The following is a 19,740-nucleotide window of genomic DNA, read 5'->3' as shown; positions in this document are numbered from 1 at the left end:
CTATAGCAACGTCTTCAACTTTTCCGCCAACAGGTCCCACCGCCACTTCTCCTCGACCCACTCCCGTCCCCGCTCCCCCATCCGGCTCCGCAGTTCCGGATCCCCGAGGAGCACGACGATGCGCTCGGCCGCCTCCTCCACCGAACCGCCCCGCACCACCCAGCCGGTCTCACCGTCCACCACGGCGTCCGGGGCACCGCCCGAGTCCCCCGCCACCACCGGCAGCCCCGTCGCCGACGCCTCCAGGTACACGATCCCGAGCCCCTCGACATCGAGCCCGCCCCGCCGGGTCCGGCAGGGCATGGCGAAGACGTCCCCGGCGCCGTAGTGCGCGGGCAGCTCGGACCAGGGCACCGCACCCGTGAAGCGGACCGAGTCCGCGACCCGGGTCTGGGCGGCGAGCCTGCGCAGCTCCTTCTCGTACGGCCCCCCGCCGACGATCAGCAGCATCGCGTCCGGCTCGGCGGCCAGGATCCGCGGCATCGCCAGGATCAGCGTGTCCTGCCCCTTGCGCGGCACGAGCCGCGAGACGCACACCACCACCGGCCGGTCGGTCAGCCCGAGCCGGGCCCGCACGGCATCGCCCCCCGACCCCGGATGGAAGGTCTTCTCGTCCACCCCCGGCGGCAGCTGCGCCATCCGCGAGGCCGCCGCGGGCGTCAGCGCACCGGCGATCCGCGACCGCGTGTACTCGCCGAGGTAGGTGATCGTGTCCGTGCCCTCACCGATCCGGCGCAGCAGCTGCCGCGCGGCGGGCAGCTGGGCCCACCCCGCCTCGTGCCCGTGGGTCGTGGCCACCAGCCGCTCGGCCCCGGCCCTCCGGAGCGCGGGCGCCATCAGCCCGAGCGGCGCGGCCGCCCCGAACCACACCGCCGTACAGCCGTGCTCCCGCAGCAGTCCGACGGCCGTACGCGTGGCCGCGGGCGTCGGCAGGAGCATCGTCGTACGGTCGCGTACGACGGTGAAGGGCTGCTCGGCGTCGAAGGCGGCCGTAGCCTCCCCGCCCTCGCGGCCGCGCTTCCAGGTGGACGCGTAGACGACGAGCCGCTCCGGGTCGAGCCGCAGCGCCATGTTGTGCAGGAAGGCCTGGATACCGCCCGGCCTGGGCGGGAAGTCGTTCGTCACGATCAGGGTCTTGTGCATCGCCGCCGACCCTATCCAAAAGGTCCGCCTACCCTGTCCGAAGGCCCGCCCACAGCTCGGCACGGCCGCGTTTATGGCAAGCACACAGCCGGCCGGGACATCATGGCCATCTCAAGAGTGACAACCTCACGAGTGACAATCGCGCGAACAGGGGCTCCGGTGGACATTGCGGGTGCGAGGCGGTCTCCGGCCGGACTGCTGGTGACCTGGGGGCTGACACGGCTGCTGCTGCTCCTGTTCGTGCTCAAGGTCCTCGTCTTCCCCGGCCCGGACGTCACGAGCGATGTCTCCGTGATCTACCAGGGCTGGTACGAGGTCCTGCGCACCGGAACGTTCCCGCTGGACGACGTCACCTGGCAGTACCCGCCGGCCGCCGCGCTCGCGATCCTCTCCCCCGCCCTGCTGCCCTTCCTCCCGTACGCGACGGCGTTCTTCGTCCTCGCCTTCCTCGCCGACCTGGTCGCCTTCTCCCTGCTGCTGTACGCGGGCCTGCGCACCGGCCGTTCGCTGCGCGGTGCCTGGGTGTGGGTGGTGGGCGTCCCGCTGCTCGGGCCGACCGTCTACGCCCGCTACGACGTGATGGTCACCGCCGTCGTGGTGGCCGCGCTGCTCGCGGGCGCCCGGCACCCCCGTGTGATGGGCGCCCTGATCGGCTTCGGGGCGATGCTCAAGGTGTGGCCGGCGCTGCTGCTGGTCGCCGTCCGCAGGCGGAGCACCTGGATGGCGACGGCGGTCACCGCGGCCGGTCTCGCGGCCCTGTTCTCCGTCGCCATGCCCGGCGCCTTCGCCTTCCTGACCTTCCAGGCGGACCGGGGCACCGAGGTGGAGTCGCTGGGCTCGCTCGTCTTCCATGTGGCCCGGCAGTACGGCTGGGACGGGCAGGTGCTGCTCAACTACGGTTCGGTCGAGTTCCTCGGCCCCTGGGTCGACGTCGTCAGCACGGCCGCGCTCGCCCTGACCGGTCTCGCCTTCGGCTGGCTGCTGCTGTGGCGGCTGAGGGCGACGCGCTTCGAGGCACACACCGCGGCCGACGCGGCCTTCGTGGCGGTGCTGCTGTTCACCACGACCAGCCGGGTGATCAGCCCGCAGTACATGGTGTGGCTGATCGGTCTCGCGGCCGTCTGCCTGTGCTTCCGGGCGAGCCGGATGGGGGTGCCCGCCGTGATCGTGCTGGTGGCCTCCTTCGTGACGGTGCTGGAGTTCCCGATCTACTTCGGGAACGTCGTCGCCAGCGACGGCCTCGGCGTCACCCTGCTGTTCCTCCGCAACGGCCTGCTGGTCGCGGCGACCGTCCTCGCGGCCGTGGAGCTGTGGCGCTCGACGGTGCCGCCCGACGCCGAGACACCGGTGCCCACTCAGCCCACGCTCACCACCGAGGAGACCTCGGTCTCCTCCTGACGCCGACCGCTTCGGAGCGGGGCTCCCGCACCCGGCACGCCCCCGCTCGGACGCGATGGTTCGTCGATCGCCACCGCGCTCCGCGATGCCCCGTAGTCATGGCGTTCGACGCCACCGCCCCGGCACGGGACATCGCCGCCCCTCAGACCGAAGCCCGCGCCACCAAGACCTCGGTCTCCTCCTGACGCCGGGCCGCGACCAGGGCGACCGCCGCGCACTGGAGCGCCATGGACAGCGCGAGCGCCAGGCACACACCGGGCAGCCCCAGCCCCGACAGCGCGTACGCCAGCGGCAGTTGGACCGCGGTACCGAGCAGCGTCACCCGCAGCAGCACCGGCGCCCCTCCGCTGCCCTCGAAGACCCCGCCGAGCGCGATGAAGCAGGCCATCAGCAGCAGATAGGGCCCGACACAGCGCAGGAAGAGCACTCCGTCGTGGGCGACACCGGGTCCGGCGCCGAAGGCGGCCATGATCCAGGGGGCGGTCAGGGCCAGCAGCAGCGCGGCCCCCAGCGCGAACCCTCCGGAGACCAGCACGGCCTGCTTCCCGATCGCCCGCCGCGCGTCCCGCCCCGCGCCCAGCAGATGCGCGGTGTGGATGGAGGCGGCCTGGCGTACCGCGTAGAAGCCCATGGTGGCCACGTACATGACCTTGTACGCGATCGCGTACCCGGCCACCGCCGTCACCCCCAGCCGCGCCACGATCGCGACCAGCACCAGCGCCCCGCCCTGCCGCACGGTGAAGTCGGCGGCCATGGGCAGCCCGGTGCGCAACGTCCTCCAGAAGGCCGTCCCGGACCCGGTGGCGGTTCTCAGCAGCGCGTTCCGCCGCAGCGCCACCAGCCCCACGCCCAACGCCACGACCCGGCACAGCACCGTCGAGGCGGCGGCGCCCCGGACGCCGTGGAGGTGGATGAGGAACGGGTCGCAGAGCAGGATCAGCCCGTTGGCGAGCAGCGCCAGCCGCATCGGTGTCCTCGTGTCCCCCGCGCCCTTGAGGATGCCGTCGACGAGCTGCTGGGCGAAGAAGACGGCGATGCCCGGCATGGATATCGCGAAGTACCCGACCGCCAGGGGCAGCGCCTCGCCCCCGCCCAGGACCAGGCGGGCGAGCGGCTCCCGCAGCAGGAACCCGCCCGCCGCCACCAGCGGCGTGATCACCCCGAACACCGCCCAGCCCCCGCGCACGGCCGCCCGCACGGCCCCCGGATCCCGGGCGCCCCGGGCGTGCGCGACCAGCACGGTCGTACCGGAGCCGAAGACCAGGGCGACGCCGAGCAGCACGTTCTCCGTGTTGGTCGCCACCGCGACGGCGGCCACGGCCGGGCCGCCGAGCCGGGAGACCCAGACGGTGTTGATGATCCCGGCGGCGACGGAGGCGAGGAGCGAGAAGTAGACGGGGTGGGCCAGGGCGACGAGCTGCCGACGATGACTGTCCACGAACAGAACCCCCTCGATCCGAGCTACTTCGATCCGAGCTACCTCGAAACGAGATAGCTCGATAAGAGGTACCATGGCGCTACGACAACCACAAGGAGGAATCGGAGTGCTGGAGCTGTCGATCCTGGGCTTCCTCGCCGAAGAGCCCCTGCACGGCTACGAGTTGAAGGAGCGCATCAAGGCGCTCAGCGGCCATGTCCGCCCGGTCAGCGACGGCGCCCTCTATCCGGCGATCACCCGTCTGATCAAGGCCGGCAAGCTCGACCAGCACGAGGAGCCGGGCGCGAGCGCGGCCCCGCGCCGCATCCTCTCCCTCACCGACGAGGGCCGAGAGGACCTGCTGGAGCGCCTGCGCCGGCCCAAGCAGGCCGAGATCACCGACCAGGTCCGCTTCAACACGGTCCTGTCGTTCCTGCGACACCTGCCGGACCGCCGCGAACAGGCCGAGGTGCTCCGCCGCCGCCTGGCCTTCCTCGACACCCCGACGAGTTTCTTCTACGACGGCGGCGAGCCCGTCCGCGCGGAGGAGAGCGGCGATCTGTTCCGGGAGGGCATGCTGCGGGTCGCCCGGGCGACCGGGGCGGCGGAACGCACCTGGCTCGAAGAGGCCGTCGAGCGGCTCAGCCGAGCTGAGCCCGGAGATAGTCCCGCCACCGGGCCGTGAAGTCCTCCAGGTTCGTGCCGAGCACCCGCTCCAGCGCGCCCTCCACCGCCCCGGCCCGCTGCTTGTGGGCGCCCACGGCCTGGTAGAACTCCCGCAGCTTCGGCTCGCCCCACCGGTCCGCGACCATCCGGCAGGCCATCCAGCCGCTCTCGTAGGCCTGCGCGAGTTCGGTCGCGTCACCGCTGAAGCCGAAGTCCGCGTCCTCGGGAAGCTCCGCCGGCGTCCGCCCGTCGGTCACGGCCCGCCAGAGCTCGGGAGCGGCCTGCACGGGCGAGCGACCGGAGCCGAGGTAGCCGACGAAGTCGGCGTACCCCTCGGACAGCCACAGGGGCGTGGCGGCGCTGGTGTGGGCGCGGGTGGCGACATGGGTGGTCTCGTGGGTGAGCACGACCTGCTTGCCGACCTCGCCGAGGACGCCGTACGCGTCCGGGTTGACGATGATCCGGTCCGCGGGCGCGCTCGCCGGGGCGCCCGTCTCACCCGTGGTGACGGCCGCGATCCCGCGGTACGAGGAGGCGGGCGAGCCGAGCAGTCCCGCCATCCCGTCCAGGGAGTTCGGCACGAGGACGACGACATGCCGGGACCAGTCGGTGCCCCAGGCCGCCGAGACGGCCGGAACGGCGTGGTCGGCCAGATCGGCGTAGGAGTGCAGGACCTCGGTCGACTGCTCGGCGCCCAGGACGAGACTGTGCTCGCCGCGTACGACGGCCACCTCGCCCTGGTCCCAGAGCTGCTCCGCGGCCTCCTCGGCGGGCTTCTCCGTGTCCACGTACCACTGGCCGCTCGCGTCCAGGCTCAGCGTGAGGGTGCGGTCGGCCCTGACCGGCGCGTTGTCGTAGCCCTGTATCCGGTAGCTCAGTTCGACCTCGGCGGTGGCCGTGGCCCCCTCGCGGTGCAGGGCGGTCAGCCGGTAGGCCCAGGCCGCGAACGGCACCCCACGGGCGTTCTCGAACCAGTCCAGGTCGCCCGTCTTGCGGAAGGCCGCCCGGTCCCGGTCGAGGACGGCGGCCGACCGCCGGTCCAGGAGCCGCTGGACATCGGCCCTGGCGGTGTCGGAGGCGGGCCCGCCGCCGCATCCCACCAAGGAGACCAGCAGCAGGCACAGCACCACCACACCGTGCTTCGACGCCCGCCTTCGACCAGCCATTTCCCGATCGTACGGCGGGGGCGAGGCGTTGGTCAGACCCTGGTGACCGTCGCCCCCGGCATCATGCCCACCGGGTCGTAGCGCACGGGCGCGCCGGGGTAGGGCGCGTGGATGACCTGACCGTTGCCCACGTACATCCCGACATGGCTGGCGTCCGACCGATAGGTGACCAGATCTCCGGGCTGGGCCTGGGAGAGCGGAACCTGCCGGCCGGCGTGGCGCTGGGCCTGCGAGGTGCGCGGCAGGGCGACACCGGCCTGGCGGTAGGACCACACCATCAGGCCCGAGCAGTCGAAACCGGAGGGTCCGGTGGAGCCCCAGACGTACGGCTTGCCGAGCGCGGCGCGGGCGGCGGCGACCGCGGCACCGGCCCGGGCGTTGGGCGGGACAGCGCTGCCGAGGTCGGGCATGTCCACACGGCCCGACCGGGAGGCCCGGTCGAAGGCGGCGCGCTCCGCGGACGGCAGGGAGTTGAGGAGTTCGCGGGCCTTGGCGAGCTTCTTCTCGACCGTCCGTTTGTGGGTCGCCACGGCCTTGCGGCTCTTCTCCAGTTCGGAGAGCTGCCCGGCCGCCTCCGCGCGCTCCTGGGTGAGCTCGCGCATCGCCTCCTGGAGGTCCTTGAGCTCACCGGCCTGGTGGGCGCTGATCCGGTCCAGGGCGGCGGCCTTGTCGAGGTAGTCGTCCGGGTCGTCGGAGAAGAGCAGGGCGAGGGAGGGATCGAGGCCACCGGCGCGGTACTGGGCGCCGGCCAGCGAACCGAGGGCCTCCCGCATGGAGTTGATGCGCTCCTGCTGCCGGGCGATCCGGTCCTGGGCGGTGGAGACCTGCTTGCGGAGGGTGTCGGCGCGGTCGTCGGCCTTGTTGTAGGCCTCGGTGGCCTTCTCGGCCTCCTCGTAGAGACGGTCCACCTCGGCACGGGTGTCGTCGTGCGGCGCGGCCGACGCCGGTACGGCTCCGAGGGCCGCGGCGGTGGCTGACAGGACGCAGAGCGCGGCGGACGCGCCCCGGTCGAACCCGGACGGTGCAAGGCGGCGATGGGACCCCACGGGAAGCCGCACTCCTTCCGCTGGCGGACGAGGAAACGCGGCAGACAGTAGCTCCGTGACCGGGTGACGACCAACGACCTCCGTGGGCACACACAGTGACGCCCCGCCTATGACGCAGGTCATGGGCGGGGCGTGGGGTCAGTTCATGTTCCCGCAATTCGCCCGTTCGGGCGGTGCGGTGTCGCGATCTTGAGGGTGATCAGATCCGGACGCCGAACTGGAACGGCATGTTGTTGATCGACTCGTAGCGGACGACCGTGCCGGTGCGCGGGGCGTGCAGGACCTGGCCGTTGCCGGCGTAGAAGCCGACGTGGTGCTGGTCGCCGTAGAAGATGACCAGGTCGCCGACCTTGAGGTCGGACTGGCTGTAGATCTTCGTGCCGTAGTTGGCCTGGGCCTGCGAGGTGCGGGGTATGCCGACGCCGGCCTGGGCGAAGGCCCAGGAGGTCAGGCCCGAGCAGTCGAAGGAGGAGGGGCCGGAGGCGCCGTAGACGTACGGCGAGCCGATCTTGCTCTGGGCGGCCTGGAAGGCGGCGAGGGCGCGGCCGGAGGCGGGAGCGGTGCTGCCGAGGTCGACGCGGTCGCTCGCGGAACGGCTGGCGCGGGCGTCCTCGGCGGCGATGGCGGCCTTCTCGGCGGCCGTCAGCGTGTTGAGGAGCTTCTGCGCCTCGGCGAGCTTGCCCTGGACTTCCTTCTTCTTCTTGGCCAGCTCGGTGCGGGTGCTGGAGAGGTCCTTGAGCTTCTCGGAGGCCTCGGAGCGCTCCTGGGCGAGCTCGCGCTGCTTCTCCTGGATCTTCTTCAGCGCGTCGACCTGCTGGGCGCTGAGCTGGTCGGCCGTGGAGGCCTTGTCCAGATAGTCGTCCGGGTTCGACGACAGGAAGAGCTGGAGGGAGGAGTCGATGCTGCCCGTGCGGTACTGGGCGGCGGCCGCCAGGCCCATGGAGTCCCGGAGGTCGTTGAGCTCCTCCTGGCCGCGGGCGACGTTGTCCTGGATGGTGGAGATCTCCTTCTGGAGCTTCTCCTGCTTCTCCTTGGCGCCGTTGAGCTTCTCGGTGGCCTGCTCGGCCTCCTCGTAGAGCTTGTCGACCTTGGACTTGACCTCGTCCTTGCTGGGCTTCTCGCTCGGCGCCGCGTTGGCGGCGTTGGCACTCAGAGCGACAGCAGCGGCAGCAGCTGTGGTCAGCACGGTCACGCGCGTGCGGCTCGGCTGCTTGGGTCGACGGTGGGACGCCACGGAGGTGAGCTCCTTCTTGTGAGTGATCACCCGTTCGGAGGTTCGAGCCCAGACCCTAGTGACCTTCTTGTGATCAGTTCAAATCCTCACGCGAAAAAACCCGTCACAGACTGCATTCTTTACACACAACTAACGTGCGGTAATGCTCGATTGACGCTACGTTGCGTGACGATTCCGCCAATTCGGGCATTAAACCTGGAAGTTAAACGATCAGGACAGGCGTTTCAAAAGCATCGCCGAAGCGACCGGACGCGCCCCCGCCTTGGCCACCCCGTCGGCCACCTCACGGTCGGTGGAGGCCACGATCACCGGCCGCCCCGGCGGCTCGGCACGCACCAGCTGGCGGATCAACTCGTCAGCGGTGACACCGGGCTTGGAGAACAGCACACGCACCCCGCGCGGCGGCGCGAGCAGCACCGGCGCGGCCAGCTCGGCCCCGTCGAAGACACAGGTCACCTCCGCCCCGGTCTGCGCGGCCAGCTGCGAGAGCTGACCGAGCAGCCTGAGCCGCTGCTTCTCCAGCGGCATCTGGGGATAGCCGGTCTTCGTCACGTTGTAGCCGTCGACCACCAAGTGGGCCTGCGGCAGGGCGAGAAGCTGGTCCAGGATCGCGGGGTCGTTCTCGGACAGGGCCCGCGCCGCGATGTCCTTCGGGGTCATTCGTCCCGGTTCGACCGCGTCGACGGTCTCGGCCGGCCGTACCGACACCGGCGGCAACGCCAGCTCCCGGCGCAGCCCTTGGGCCGCGTCCAGAACGGTGTCCAGAAGCAGACGGACGCGCATGTCCTCGACGCTGCGCCCCTCGCGGGCCGCCCTGCGGGTCGCCTCCAGGGAGGCTTCGACCTCGCCCAGGCGGGCCTTGAGCCGCCGGGTCTCGACCTCGGCGGTGGACACCTGGGACTGCCCCTCGGCGCGTACGGTGTCCATCTCGCCCTGGATCTTGCGCAGGGCGGCCTCGCCTCGCTTGACGTCACTGAGGGCGGCGCGCAGCTTGCGGTGAAGCGATTCGGCTTCCTTCTTCGCCGACTCCAGCTCGGTGCGCAGCCGCTCGGTCTCGGTGCGGGTGTGCTCGCGCGCGTGCGTGAGCTCCTCGCGCAGCCGCTCCAGCTCGGCCCGGCTCTCCTCGTCGGCGCGCTCGGCATCGGCCCGCTGGGCCTCCTCGCCGGCCGCCGTCACGAGCTTCACCCAGCCGGTGGGGCGCAGCACATAGGCCGCGGCCGCCACGTCGAGCGGATCCGCGGCCGGGGGCGGCGAGCCGGAGTCGAGAGCGCCGGCGAGCTCCGGCTGGGCCTCTCTGAACTTCTCCCCGATCCGCTGCCGGAACAGCGGATCGGTCTCCAGTGCCGCGGCCATCGCGTTGCCGGCGAACTTGGCCCGCCGGTTGGGCGCGAACCGCGCGTACTGTCTGAGCTGTGCGGGCAGTTCGCCGACGGTCAGCCCGCCGAAACCGTCGGACACGATCTGCACGACCCGGCGGCGCACGCCGTCGGGCAGCGGACGGTCGAGCACCTCAGCGGCGCCGTCGCCCGGCCCCCCGCCTGCGCTCTCCACCATCCGTCAACACCCCAACCGTTCCGCGGGGCCTGCTCCCTCAGGAGCCGGCGCCCGGCCTGTCCACGAGTTCCACCTGATCCACGGCGTTGCACCAGCGGCAGCGCACCGACTCGATGGTCTCACTGACCACCTCGCGCTCCTCGACCTTCGGCTCACCGGCGAGGTCGAGGTGGACGTACTCGACGACCTTCGACGAGCGGGTCACGTCGAAGCGCGTGAGGTTGCCACAGAGGGCGCAGCGCCACCGCGTCGAATCAGTCGGCAGGGGAACCGTCATCGTGACTGTGCTCATTCCTTCTAGGTCTCTATTGTCCGTGACGCGCCGGTCTCCCGGCGCGTGTGGCCGTAACCCTACGGCCTGGCGGGGACTCGCCGCTGGTCCGTCCACGGCGGCGAGGCGCTCTGTCGGCTTGCGTCCCGTTACGTCATGCTCTGTGTTCATGATCAGCAACTGGAGCGTGGCGGCCGGCCGGGCGAGCAGATCGCTGTGGCGGTCGGCGCCGATGACCTACGGCCTCATCGCCCTGTGCTGCGCGCTCTTCGTGATCGGCCCGGCGGCGGGCCTCAATCCGGCGTACGGCTCCGGCGACGCGCTCCTGGCCGCCCAGCGCGCCTACTTCCACCGCTGGGGCGTGGTCCCCGCAGAACTGTTCGAGGGTTCGGCCAGAGCGGCGCTCACCCCGGCGACGGCACTCTTCGTCCACGGCAGCTGGGTCCACCTCCTCGGCAACATGCTCTTCCTCTACGTCTTCGGCGTACTGACCGAGGAACGGATGGGCCGCGTCCAGTTCACCCTCTTCTACCTGGGCTGCGGCTATCTCGCGCTGCTGGGCTACGCGGCCGCCAACGCCGACTCCGAGCAGTCCCTGGTCGGCGCCTCGGGGGCGATCTCCGCGGTCCTCGGAGCGTCTCTCTACCTGTTCCCCGGGGCCCGGGTGACAAGCCTGCTCCCGTTCCTCTTCTTCCTCCCCCTGCGCTTCCCGGCCTGGGTGGTGCTGCCCTTCTGGGCGGCCCTGCAATGGCTGGCGGCGGGGCAGGCCTCGCGCGGCCCCGGGGTGGCGTATCTGGCGCACCTGGTCGGCTTCGGGCTGGGCTTCACCTACGCATGGGTGCGGTTCCCCCCTGCGACTAGAGTGAAGGCCGCCCCAGCTCCGGCCCCCGAGGGAGAGAACCAGCCGTGATCACCGCGATCGTCCTCATCAAGACCAGCGTGGACCGGATCCCCGAGATCGCCGAGTCGATCGCGGCCCTGGAATCCGTCAGCGAGGTCTTCTCCGTCACGGGCACCTACGACCTGATCGCCATGGTCCGGGTCAAGCGGCACGAGGACCTCGCCGAGGTCATCCCCGGCAGCATCAGCAAGATCCCGGGCGTCGAGGGCACGGACACCCACGTCGCCTTCCGCACGTACTCCCAGCACGACCTGGAGGCGGCGTTCGCGATCGGGCTGGACAGCTAGACGGTCACGTCGAGGGCCATGACGCCCTCGCTGGAGGCGGTGTAGAGGCGGTTCCCGTGCAGCACGGGGGCCGCCGTCCCGCTCTGTAGGACCCCGACCTCCGCCTTCCAGCTGAGCTTTCCGGCCCGGGTGAGAACGTGGACCTGTGTGCTCGTCAGCAGGTAGATCAGGTCCCCGGCCGGCACCGGCTGCGAGAAGGAGACGTCTCCTGGGACGTAGTCCCAGAGCCGCTTTCCGTTCCTGTCCACCGCCAGGAGAGCCTGTCCCTCCCGCTCGATGCCGAGGAAGGCCACGTCGTCCGAGCCTCCGGCCGTGACGAAGGCGCTTCCGAGCCCCTCCTGCTTCCAGAGCTGCCGGCCGTCGGTACCGATCCCGAACAGGGTGCCGGCCTCGTCGCCCGTACCGACGGTCACCACGTCCCCGGTCGCCGCCGGCCGGTCGACGTCACCGTTCACCTTGGCCTTCCACAGCTCCGCGCCGTCGGCACCGGCGAGCGCGTGCAGATGGTTGTCGAAGCTCGGCGCGTAGACGATGTCGTCCGCCACCAGGAGCTCGGCGTGCGGGGAGCCCTGGAGTCCGGTGTTCCAGCGGCTCTTGCCGGCCGCGTCGTAGGCGCGGATCTCACCGGCGCCTTCGAGATCGGCCACGGCGTAGCCGACGGCGACCAGGTCCCCGACCAGCACAGTATCGGTGACATAACCCCCGCTGGGTATGACACGGCTCCACCGCTCCTTCCCACCCGCGCTCAGCGCGAGCAGCGAGGAGACGGGGGCACCCGCTTCGACATCGCTGACGACGGTGTAGAGACCGTCCGAGGTCACCACCGGGTTCGACACGGTGAGGGTGGCGATGTTGCCGAAGTCGCGCTTCCAGAGCTCCTCGCCGTCCGCCCCGATCGCCCGCAGGGTCCCGTCCGCCATCGGGACGTAGAGCACCTGCCCGTCGGGCGACACCGTCCCCAGGGGGCCTTGCCACGCGCTCGGCTTGGCGGCCGCGTACCGCCACCGGACCTTCGCCCCCGGCTTGCGGGAAGCCGGAGTCGACGCCTGCGCGCTCGCCCCGCCCCCCGTCGCGCGCCCGTTGTCCCCCGAGTCCCGCAGCCACAGCCACCCGCCGACCCCGCCACCGGCAGCCACCACGGCCCCGCCGGTGAGGGCCTTCAGCAGCCCACGCCGCGAAGGCGAAGGCGCGGAATCGGGGACGACGGCCGCCGCCGAGGCCTCCGGCACCGGCGTGTCCGCCACCGTCACCGGCGCCACGTACTCGACCCGGCTCTCCCGGTCCCCGGACTCCCCCTGCGGAAGCCACCGTTCGTCGCCCCTGGCGGCCACCGACTCCGCCGAGGCGGACCTGAACCAGCCCGCCCGCACGCTCTCCCGCAGCGACCCCGCCGTATGCCCCACGGCCTCGACCACCGCCTCCGGGGTCGGACGCTCCCCCGGCTCGTCCCGCAGACAGGACTCCACCAGCGGCAGCAGCCCGTCCGGGACGCCCATCAGATCGAAGTCCCGGGTCAGCACCCGCAGCAGGACCACCGAGTCCTGGCCCTCGCCGAAGGGCTCGCGGCCGCTCGCCGCGTACGCCAGCACCGCGCCCAGGGAGAAGACGTCGCTCGGCGGGCCGACCTGGCCGCCGTTGCGGATCTGCTCGGGTGAGACATAGCCGACCGAGCCGACGATCGCGCCGGTGCGGGTCATCGCCGTGGCCTCCAGCGCGCGGACGATCCCGAAGTCGATGACCCGGGGGCCGTCCGGCGCGAGCAGGATGTTGGAGGGCTTGAGGTCCCGGTGGACCATGCCCTTGGCATGGATCGCGCCCAGCGCCTCACCCAGCGCCGCCGCCAGCACCCGTACCGCAGCCTCCGGCAGTGCCCCGCCGTCCAGCACCGCGTCCCTGAGGTTCGGGCCCTCCACGAACTCCGTCGCCATCCACGGGTGCTCGCCCTCGGGGTCGGCGTCGACCACGCGCGCGGTGTACGTCCCCGTCCCGCCGACCGTCTGCGCGGCCCGCACCTCCTGCCGGAACCGGGCGCGGAAGGTGCGGTCCTGGGCGTACTCGGACCGCACGACCTTCACCGCGAGGCGCAGCCCCGCGCGTGACTCGGCGAGATAGACCTCGCCCATGCCGCCCGAGCCGAGCCGGCCCCGTACCTCGTACGGGCCGATCCTGCGTGGGTCCGTCGCGCGCAGCGCCTGCACTTCCTGCTCCCCCGTCCGGCGTGAACCTGTCGAGGAGGCAGGGTATAGCAGGCCTGTCAGCAGGTCAGACCGCCGGGACGCAACGGCCGTCCTCCGTGCGGTACTTCCACTTCGCACCGTCCTGGACGAGTTCCCTGACGGCGGTCACGAAGCGCTCGACGTGCTCGTCCGGCGTCCCCGCGCCGAAGCTCACCCGGATCGCGTTGAGGGACTTCTCCCCGGGCGCGGCCTCCGGGGCTCCGCACTCGCCCTGGGTCTGGGGGTCGCTGCCGAGGAGGGTGCGGACGAGGGGGTGGGCGCAGAAGAGGCCGTCGCGGACGCCGATGCCGTGCTCGGCGGAGAGGGCGGCGGCGAAGTGGGAGCTGTTCCAGCCCTCGACGACGAAGGAGATCACGCCGACGCGCGGGGCGTCGTCGCCGAAGAGGGAGAGGATCCGGACCTCCGGGACCTCGGCAAGGCCGGCCTTCACCTTCTCGATCAGGTACTGCTCACGGGCGACGAGGGTGTCGAAGCCGGCCTCGGTGAGCGCCTTGCAGGCCGACGCGATGGAGTAGGCGCCGATCACGTTCGGGGACCCGGCCTCGTGGCGGGCCGCGCTCTCGTGCCACTCGACGTCCACGCCGCCGTCCTCACGACGGGTGACCTTGCGGCTGGCGCCGCCGCCCGCGAGGTAGGGGTCGGCGGCCCGGAGCCAGTCGGCGCGGCCCGCGAGGACACCGGAGCCGAAGGGGGCGTACAGCTTGTGGCCGGAGAAGGCGATCCAGTCGACGTCCAGGTCCCGTACGGACACCGGGTGGTGCGGGGCCAGCTGGGCGGCGTCCAGGACGATCCGGGCGCCGTGCGCGTGGGCGGCGGCGGCCAGCTCACGCACCGGCCACAGCTCGCCGGTGACGTTGGAGGCGCCGGTCACGCAGACCAGGGCGGGGCCGTACGGGTCACGGGCGGCGAGCGCCTGCTCCAGGGTCTCGACGGCCTGGGCCGGGGTGCGCGGGGCGTTGAGGTAGGTGACCCAGGCGTCCTTCCAGGGCAGCAGGCTGGCGTGGTGCTCGGTCTCGAAGACGAAGACCTGGCAGTCGGCGGGGAGGGCCCGGGCGAGGAGGTTCAGGGAGTCCGTGGTCGAGCGGGTGAAGACCAGCTGGTCGTCGGCGCGGCAGTCGAGGAACTCGGTGACGGTCCTGCGGGCGTTCTCGAAGAGGTCGGTCGACAGCTGCGAGAGGTAGCCGGCACCGCGGTGGACGCTGCCGTAGTACGGGGCGTAGGCGGCCACGTCGTCCCACACGCGCTGGAGGGCGGGGGCGCTGGCCGCGTAGTCGAGGGCCGCGTAGGTGACTTCGCCACCCGTGACGAGCGGGACGGTGACATCCCGTCCCAGAACGGGCAGCTGGGCACAAATGGTCTGGGCGGCGGCAGCGGTGGAGACAGACATGGGGAACTCCCGTGAGAGAGCATGCCGAAGACGGCCATGCGGAGGTGAGGAAAAGGGTGCGCGGAGGCGGGGCTCGGCAGCCCTATCGCATTCGCTTGCTCACGGAAGACTCCCTCGAACGACCAGGACCCCTGGTTTTCGAGAGGGGCCCGCGCTTGCCGTAGACCTCGCTGCCTACGGCCTGGTCTTCACCCGGGGCACCCCGCCACGGACGGAGGGTTGCCGGACAGTCGGCCGGGGCCTCATGACTGTCACTCATGACCTGGTACAGGAACGTACGCGATGTGATCGTCGTCCCGCAACCCGTGTCCGGATCGCGGGACGACACCCGGGGCACGTCAGCTGTTGCTGGCCGCCACCCAGCGCTCCAGCGTCCGCTTGGCCGCGCCGGAGTCGATCGACTCGGCCGCCTTCGCCATGCCGGCCCGGATCTGCTCCACGAGCGGCGCCTCCACCGGCTCCAACGCCACCAGCGCGGCGGCCGAGTTGAGCAGTACCGCGTCCCGCACCGCTCCTCGCTCGCCGTCCAGGAGACGGCGCGCGACCTCGGCGTTGAACGAGGCGTCCGCGCCCCGCAGCGCCTCCACCGGCACCAGTTCGAGACCGACGTCCCGCGGGTCGAAGGCCTCCTCGCGCACCTTGCCGTCGCGGACCGTCCACACCCGTGAGGTGGCCGTGGTCGTCAGCTCGTCGAGACCGTCGTCACCGCGGAAGACCAGCGCGGAGGAGCCGCGCTCGGCCAGCACTCCGGCGATGAGCCCCGCCATCCGGGTGTCGAAGCAGCCGATCGCCGAGGAGGTGACCCGGGCGGGGTTGGTCAGCGGGCCGAGCAGGTTGAACGAGGTCGGGATCCCGAGGTCCCGGCGGACCCCACCGACGAAGCGCATCGACGGGTGGAACTTGGCCGCGAAACAGAAGGTGATGCCGGCCTCGTCCACCACCTGGGCCACCCGCGCGGGCGACAGGTCCAGATTGATGCCGAGCTTCTCCAGCACGTCGGAGGAACCGCTCGCCGAGGAGGAGGCCCGGTTGCCGTGCTTGACGACCTTCGCCCCGGTGCCCGCGATCACGATGGCGGACATCGTCGAGATGTTGACCGTCTTCGCCCGGTCGCCGCCGGTACCGACGATGTCGACGGCCGGCCCGGGGATGTCCAGCGGCTGCGCGTGCTTGTACATCGCCTCGACGAGACCGGTGATCTCCTCGACCGTCTCCCCCTTGGCCCGCAGCGCCACCATGAAGCCCGCGATCTGGGCGTCCGTCGCCTCGCCGCTCATGAAGCGGTCCATGGCCCACGCCGTGTCGGCGGAGCTCAGGTCCTGCCCACCGAGCAGGGCGCTCAGTACCTCGGGCCAGGAACGGCCCGCCGCGATGTCGCCTCCAGCGGGGGTCACAGCGCTCATAAAGCCGCTCCAGGATGTCGTAGAAGAGTGTGCCCCCACCCTATCCAGCCGCGGGGCACGGCAAAGGGCCCCGTCCGGTGTTCGGACGGGGCCCTTCGGTGCGCGTGGCGAGCGCAGCGATCAGTGGTGGCCGTGGCCGCTCGTGATCTCCTTGTACTCCTCCGCGGTCGGCTTGGGGATCTGGGACTCCTCGCCGAAGTAGGCCTTGCTCAGCTTGACCCGCAGCTTCTCGGAGCCCTTCACCTTGCGCTCGACGCCGTTCTCGTCGACCGTCGCGCCGATCTCGGCCGGCACGTACTGCTCGTGCGCGGTGAGCGTGTGCAGCGCGTCCTGGCTGAGCGGCTCGTGCACCTCGATGAACTCACCGTGCGGCAGGCGCTTGATGATGCCCGACTCGCGGCCGTGCAGCACCTTGTCCTTGTCGCGGCGCTGGAGGCCGAGGCAGATCCGCTTGGTGGCGATGAACGCGAGCACCGGCGCGACGAAGAACGCGATCCGGACGAACCAGGTGATCGAGTTGATCGACAGGTGGAAGTGCGTGGCCCACAGGTCGTTGCCGCCACCGATCAGCAGCACGAAGTACACCGTGAGCCAGGCGACACCGAACGCCGTGCGCGTCGGAGCGTTGCGCGGGCGGTCCAGGATGTGGTGCTCGCGCTTGTCGCCGGTGACCCAGGACTCGATGAACGGGTAGACCGCGATCGCGACCAGGACCAGCGGGAAGATCACCAGCGGGATGAACACACCCAGGACGAGCGTGTGACCCCAGAAGTTGATCTCCCAGCCCGGCATGACACGGATCAGGCCCTCGGAGAAGCCCATGTACCAGTCGGGCTGGGCGCCCGTGGACACCTGGTCCGGACGGTAGGGGCCCATGGACCAGATCGGGTTGATCGAGGCGATGGCCGAGATGACCGCGATGACACCGAAGACCAGGAAGAAGAAGCCTCCGGCCTTGGCCGTGTAGACCGGGAACAGCGGCATGCCGACCACGTTCTTGTTGGTCTTGCCCGGGCCCGCGTACTGCGTGTGCTTGTGGACGAACACCAGGATCAGGTGCGCCACCATCAGGCCGAGCATGATGCCCGGCAGCAGCAGGATGTGGACCGAGTAGAAACGGGCCACGAAGTCGCCGCCCGGGAACTCGCCGCCGAAGAGGAAGAACGACAGGTACGTGCCGACGATCGGCACGGACAGGACCGCGCCCTCCATGAAGCGCACACCGGTACCGGAGAGCAGGTCGTCCGGGAGCGAGTAGCCGGTGAAGCCGGTGAACATGCCCAGGACGAACAGCAGGAAGCCGAACAGCCAGTTGACCTCACGCGGCTTGCGGAACGCGCCCGTGAAGAACACCCGCATCATGTGCACGAACATGGCCGCGAGGAAGATCAGCGCCGCCCAGTGGTGGATCTGCCGGATCAGCAGACCACCGCGCACATCGAAGGAGATGTGCATGGTCGAGTTGAACGCCTCGGACATCAGCTGTCCCTGCAGCGGGACGTAGCTGCCGTGGTACTCCACCTCGTTCATCGACGGGTGGAAGAACAGCGTCAGATACACACCCGTGAGGATGATGATGATGAAGCTGTACATGCAGATCTCGCCCAGCATGAACGACCAGTGGTCGGGGAAGATCTTGCGCATGTTGGCCTTGGCCAGGGAGTAGATCCCCAGCCGGCCGTCGGCCCAGTCGGCGATCTTCTCGCCGGCCGGTGCCTTCCCGCGGTCGCGGGCGGACTCGTTGTTCTCGTTGGTGCTCATCCGCGCTCCCAGAAGGCAGGACCGACAGGCTCTTCGAAGTCGCCCTGCGCCTCGAGATAGCCCTCGTCGTTCACGGCGATGCGCAGCTGCGGCAGGGCGTGACCGGCAGGGCCGAAGATCACTCGGGCACCGTCGGAGAGGTCGAAGGTGGACTGGTGGCAGGGGCAGAGCACGTGGTGCGTCTGCTGCTCGTACAGGGAGATCGGGCAACCGACGTGGGTGCAGATCTTCGAGTACGCGACGATGCCCTCGTGCGACCACTCGAGCTCGCGCTTGTCCTTGATGTCGTCGGGCTGGAGCCGGACGATCATCAGGGCCGCCTTGGCGATCTCCGTCTGGAACTCGTGGTCGTCCTCCTCCAGGCCCTCGGGCTTGGCGAAGGTGAGCGAACCGACGACGACGTCCGAGGGGCGCAGCGGCTCGTTCGTGTTCATGTTGACGAGCAGCAGCCCCTTCTTCCACATGGTGTGGCGGAGCTTGGTCCCGGGCAGCGGGCCGAGGTCGCGCAGCAGCACGACTCCGGACAGCGGCACCAGGGTGAGCGCACCGAGCATCGTGTTGCGGATCAGCTTGCGACGGCCGATCGCGGACTCCTTGGTGCCCGTCTTGAAGTCCTCGAAGACCTTCTCGCGGACCTCGGGGGAGGCCGAGATCGGGTGCCGCTCGTCGACCACTTCCTCGTCGGACATCAGCGTGCGGGCCCAGTGGACCGCGCCCGCGCCGATCGAGAAGAGCGCCACACCGAGGGTCAGACCGAGCGCGAAGTTCAGCGCGTTGATGTGACCGATCGGGAAGACGAAGATCGACTTGTCGTGCGGCACCGCCACGTACGAGGCGATGAAGGCGACCGTGGCCAGCATCGACAGCGTGAACAGGAACGCCACCACACGCTCGGACCGCCGGGCGGCCGCCTCGTCGATGTCCTGGACGCGGTGCTCATGGGGCGGCAGGCCGGGGTCGGCGAACGGGTTCTTGTCGTCCGCGACGCTTACCGCACCATGTGCGTCCCGCTCTGCGGGCAGGTTCTCGTTCTCTTCCGGAATGTCTTGGCTACTCATGACTTCTTGGCCTTTGCGGTCCGAGCGGCGAGCCAGACGGCAACCGCGATGAGCGCACCGAGTCCGAACACCCACGCGAACAGACCCTCACTGACCGGACCGAGTCCGCCCAGTTCGAGGCCGCCGGGGCTCTCGGTGTCTTCCCCATTGACCGCGTCGAGGTACGCGATGATGTCCTTCTTGTTCTGCTCCGACAGGGTGGTGTCGGGGAACGACGGCATGTTCTGCGGGCCGGTCTGCATGGCCTCGTAGATGTGCTTCGGGTCGACGCCCTCAAGGGTCGGCGCGAACTTGCCGTGCGTCAGGGCGCCACCCTTGCCGGTGAAGTTGTGGCACTGCGCGCAGTTGGTGCGGAACAGCTCGCCACCCTTGGCGATGTCCGCTCCGTCCGGGCTGTACTCGTTCTTCGTCGGGATGGCCGGACCGGCACCCAGCGAGGAGATGTACGCGGCGAGCTGGTCGATCTCGGCCTGCGTGTAGATGACCTTCTTCTTCGGGACCTGTGCGCCCGGCTGCTGGGCCGGCATACGGCCGGTGCCGACCTGGAAGTCGACGGCCGCGGCGCCCACACCCACGAGGCTCGGGCCGTCGGTGGTGCCCTGACCACCGGTGCCGTGGCAGCTTGCGCAGCCGACGGCGTAGAGCTTCTTGCCCTCCTCGATGGTGAGGGACTGGGCTGTTTCGTCAGCCTGCGCCTTTTCCGCGGGCGCGAACGCGGCGTACAGCCCCCCCGTGCACGCCAGCGCGAGGAGTAGGACGACGAGCGCCGCCAGCGGATGGCGTCGTCGTGCGGAGAGCTTTTTCACGGATT

At 70.6% G+C, this 19,740-nt stretch carries 17 protein-coding genes and 1 riboswitch; of the genes, 4 read left to right on the top strand and 13 right to left on the bottom strand.

Translation table 11 applies throughout. The features are described 5' to 3' along the window. Positions 1–1,143 (bottom strand): glycosyltransferase family 4 protein, encoded by a 1,143-nt coding sequence (locus tag HLK59_RS14685; RefSeq protein ID WP_171141854.1) that lies wholly within the window; start codon positions 1,141–1,143, stop codon positions 1–3. 159 nt (positions 1,144–1,302) lie between these two features. Here HLK59_RS14685 and HLK59_RS14680 point away from each other — a divergent pair, with 159 nt between their 5' ends. After that, positions 1,303–2,541, top strand: a complete 1,239-nt coding sequence (locus tag HLK59_RS14680; RefSeq protein WP_346779729.1) for a glycosyltransferase family 87 protein — start codon at positions 1,303–1,305, stop codon at positions 2,539–2,541. A 142-nt stretch (positions 2,542–2,683) separates the two neighbouring features. Here the strand turns inward: HLK59_RS14680 and HLK59_RS14675 are convergent, their stop codons facing one another. After that, on the bottom strand, positions 2,684–3,979 hold the full coding sequence (locus HLK59_RS14675) for an MATE family efflux transporter (RefSeq protein ID WP_171141852.1): 1,296 nt from the start codon (positions 3,977–3,979) through the stop codon (positions 2,684–2,686). A 106-nt stretch (positions 3,980–4,085) separates the two neighbouring features. On the opposite strand from HLK59_RS14675, the gene HLK59_RS14670 reads away from it, so the two are divergent. Then, complete coding sequence (locus HLK59_RS14670; protein WP_171141851.1) at positions 4,086–4,643, top strand: PadR family transcriptional regulator; 558 nt, start codon at positions 4,086–4,088, stop codon at positions 4,641–4,643. Here HLK59_RS14670 and HLK59_RS14665 read toward each other — a convergent pair. The 5 genes from HLK59_RS14665 to HLK59_RS14645 form a co-directional block, all read right to left on the bottom strand. Beyond that, positions 4,600–5,790, bottom strand: coding sequence for a hypothetical protein (locus HLK59_RS14665; RefSeq protein WP_171141850.1), 1,191 nt, complete (start codon positions 5,788–5,790; stop codon positions 4,600–4,602). The two genes, HLK59_RS14670 and HLK59_RS14665, sit on opposite strands and share 44 nt — an antisense overlap. 32 nt (positions 5,791–5,822) lie before the next feature. After that, positions 5,823–6,836 (bottom strand): NlpC/P60 family protein, encoded by a 1,014-nt coding sequence (locus tag HLK59_RS14660; protein WP_171141849.1) that lies wholly within the window; start codon positions 6,834–6,836, stop codon positions 5,823–5,825. A 199-nt stretch (positions 6,837–7,035) separates the two neighbouring features. Then, on the bottom strand, positions 7,036–8,070 hold the full coding sequence (locus tag HLK59_RS14655; protein WP_171141867.1) for an NlpC/P60 family protein: 1,035 nt from the start codon (positions 8,068–8,070) through the stop codon (positions 7,036–7,038). Between the two features lie 210 nt (positions 8,071–8,280). Beyond that, positions 8,281–9,624: an NYN domain-containing protein gene (locus HLK59_RS14650; protein ID WP_171141848.1), complete on the bottom strand. Its 1,344-nt coding sequence runs from the start codon at positions 9,622–9,624 to the stop codon at positions 8,281–8,283. A gap of 37 nt (positions 9,625–9,661) precedes the next feature. Continuing rightward, positions 9,662–9,901: a hypothetical protein gene (locus HLK59_RS14645; RefSeq protein WP_171141847.1), complete on the bottom strand. Its 240-nt coding sequence runs from the start codon at positions 9,899–9,901 to the stop codon at positions 9,662–9,664. 163 nt (positions 9,902–10,064) lie between these two features. Between HLK59_RS14645 and HLK59_RS14640 the strand changes: the two genes are divergently transcribed. Together HLK59_RS14640 and HLK59_RS14635 are read left to right on the top strand one after the other, a co-directional pair. Beyond that, on the top strand, positions 10,065–10,805 hold the full coding sequence (locus HLK59_RS14640) for a rhomboid family intramembrane serine protease (RefSeq protein WP_171141846.1): 741 nt from the start codon (positions 10,065–10,067) through the stop codon (positions 10,803–10,805). Continuing rightward, positions 10,802–11,083: an Lrp/AsnC ligand binding domain-containing protein gene (locus tag HLK59_RS14635; RefSeq protein WP_171141845.1), complete on the top strand. Its 282-nt coding sequence runs from the start codon at positions 10,802–10,804 to the stop codon at positions 11,081–11,083. The genes HLK59_RS14640 and HLK59_RS14635 overlap by 4 nt, the downstream gene beginning before the upstream one ends. Here HLK59_RS14635 and HLK59_RS51955 read toward each other — a convergent pair. The 6 genes from HLK59_RS51955 to HLK59_RS14605 all read right to left on the bottom strand — a co-directional run bounded on the left by HLK59_RS51955 (position 11,080) and on the right by HLK59_RS14605 (position 19,735). Further along, a complete protein-coding gene (locus HLK59_RS51955; RefSeq protein WP_171141844.1) occupies positions 11,080–13,281 on the bottom strand; it encodes a serine/threonine-protein kinase in 2,202 nt (733 codons plus the stop codon). The two genes, HLK59_RS14635 and HLK59_RS51955, sit on opposite strands and share 4 nt — an antisense overlap. 64 nt (positions 13,282–13,345) lie before the next feature. Continuing rightward, positions 13,346–14,707: an aminotransferase class V-fold PLP-dependent enzyme gene (locus HLK59_RS14625; protein ID WP_171141843.1), complete on the bottom strand. Its 1,362-nt coding sequence runs from the start codon at positions 14,705–14,707 to the stop codon at positions 13,346–13,348. 146 nt (positions 14,708–14,853) lie between these two features. Further along, a riboswitch (SAM riboswitch) is annotated at positions 14,854–14,970 on the bottom strand. A gap of 75 nt (positions 14,971–15,045) precedes the next feature. Next, positions 15,046–16,110: an anthranilate phosphoribosyltransferase gene (trpD, locus tag HLK59_RS14620; protein ID WP_171141842.1), complete on the bottom strand. Its 1,065-nt coding sequence runs from the start codon at positions 16,108–16,110 to the stop codon at positions 15,046–15,048. 120 nt (positions 16,111–16,230) lie between these two features. Continuing rightward, entirely contained in the window at positions 16,231–17,871 is a 1,641-nt protein-coding gene (locus HLK59_RS14615; protein ID WP_171141841.1) for a cytochrome bc complex cytochrome b subunit, read from the bottom strand. Beyond that, the gene (locus HLK59_RS14610; protein WP_171141840.1) at positions 17,868–18,929 is read right to left on the bottom strand and encodes a Rieske 2Fe-2S domain-containing protein; all 1,062 of its coding nucleotides are present in this window, start codon (positions 18,927–18,929) and stop codon (positions 17,868–17,870) included. Before HLK59_RS14610 ends, HLK59_RS14615 begins: the two co-directional genes overlap by 4 nt. Next, positions 18,926–19,735 carry a c-type cytochrome gene (locus HLK59_RS14605; RefSeq protein WP_171141839.1) on the bottom strand — a complete coding sequence of 270 codons (810 nt, stop codon included), beginning with the start codon at positions 19,733–19,735 and terminating at the stop codon, positions 18,926–18,928. The genes HLK59_RS14610 and HLK59_RS14605 overlap by 4 nt, the downstream gene beginning before the upstream one ends. Positions 19,736–19,740 lie beyond the last annotated feature (5 nt).

Source organism: Streptomyces sp. S3(2020) (genome assembly GCF_013044505.1).
GTDB lineage: Bacteria > Actinomycetota > Actinomycetes > Streptomycetales > Streptomycetaceae > Streptomyces.
The sequence above is the reverse complement of the archived record's forward strand: the minus strand, read 5'-3'. Positions and strand labels throughout refer to the sequence as shown.

What these genes read in the sequence shown, in the direction of transcription:
- HLK59_RS14625 (WP_171141843.1), bottom strand. Translation starts at nt 14,707, where the DNA reads ATGTCTGTCTCCACCGCTGCCGCCGCCCAGACCATTTGTGCCCAGCTG.
- HLK59_RS14615 (WP_171141841.1), bottom strand. Translation starts at nt 17,871, where the DNA reads ATGAGCACCAACGAGAACAACGAGTCCGCCCGCGACCGCGGGAAGGCA.
- trpD (WP_171141842.1), bottom strand. Translation starts at nt 16,110, where the DNA reads ATGAGCGCTGTGACCCCCGCTGGAGGCGACATCGCGGCGGGCCGTTCC.
- HLK59_RS14645 (WP_171141847.1), bottom strand. Translation starts at nt 9,901, where the DNA reads ATGACGGTTCCCCTGCCGACTGATTCGACGCGGTGGCGCTGCGCCCTC.
- HLK59_RS14610 (WP_171141840.1), bottom strand. Translation starts at nt 18,929, where the DNA reads ATGAGTAGCCAAGACATTCCGGAAGAGAACGAGAACCTGCCCGCAGAG.
- HLK59_RS14640 (WP_171141846.1), top strand. Translation starts at nt 10,065, where the DNA reads ATGATCAGCAACTGGAGCGTGGCGGCCGGCCGGGCGAGCAGATCGCTG.
- HLK59_RS14650 (WP_171141848.1), bottom strand. Translation starts at nt 9,624, where the DNA reads ATGGTGGAGAGCGCAGGCGGGGGGCCGGGCGACGGCGCCGCTGAGGTG.
- HLK59_RS14685 (WP_171141854.1), bottom strand. Translation starts at nt 1,143, where the DNA reads ATGCACAAGACCCTGATCGTGACGAACGACTTCCCGCCCAGGCCGGGC.
- HLK59_RS14665 (WP_171141850.1), bottom strand. Translation starts at nt 5,790, where the DNA reads ATGGCTGGTCGAAGGCGGGCGTCGAAGCACGGTGTGGTGGTGCTGTGC.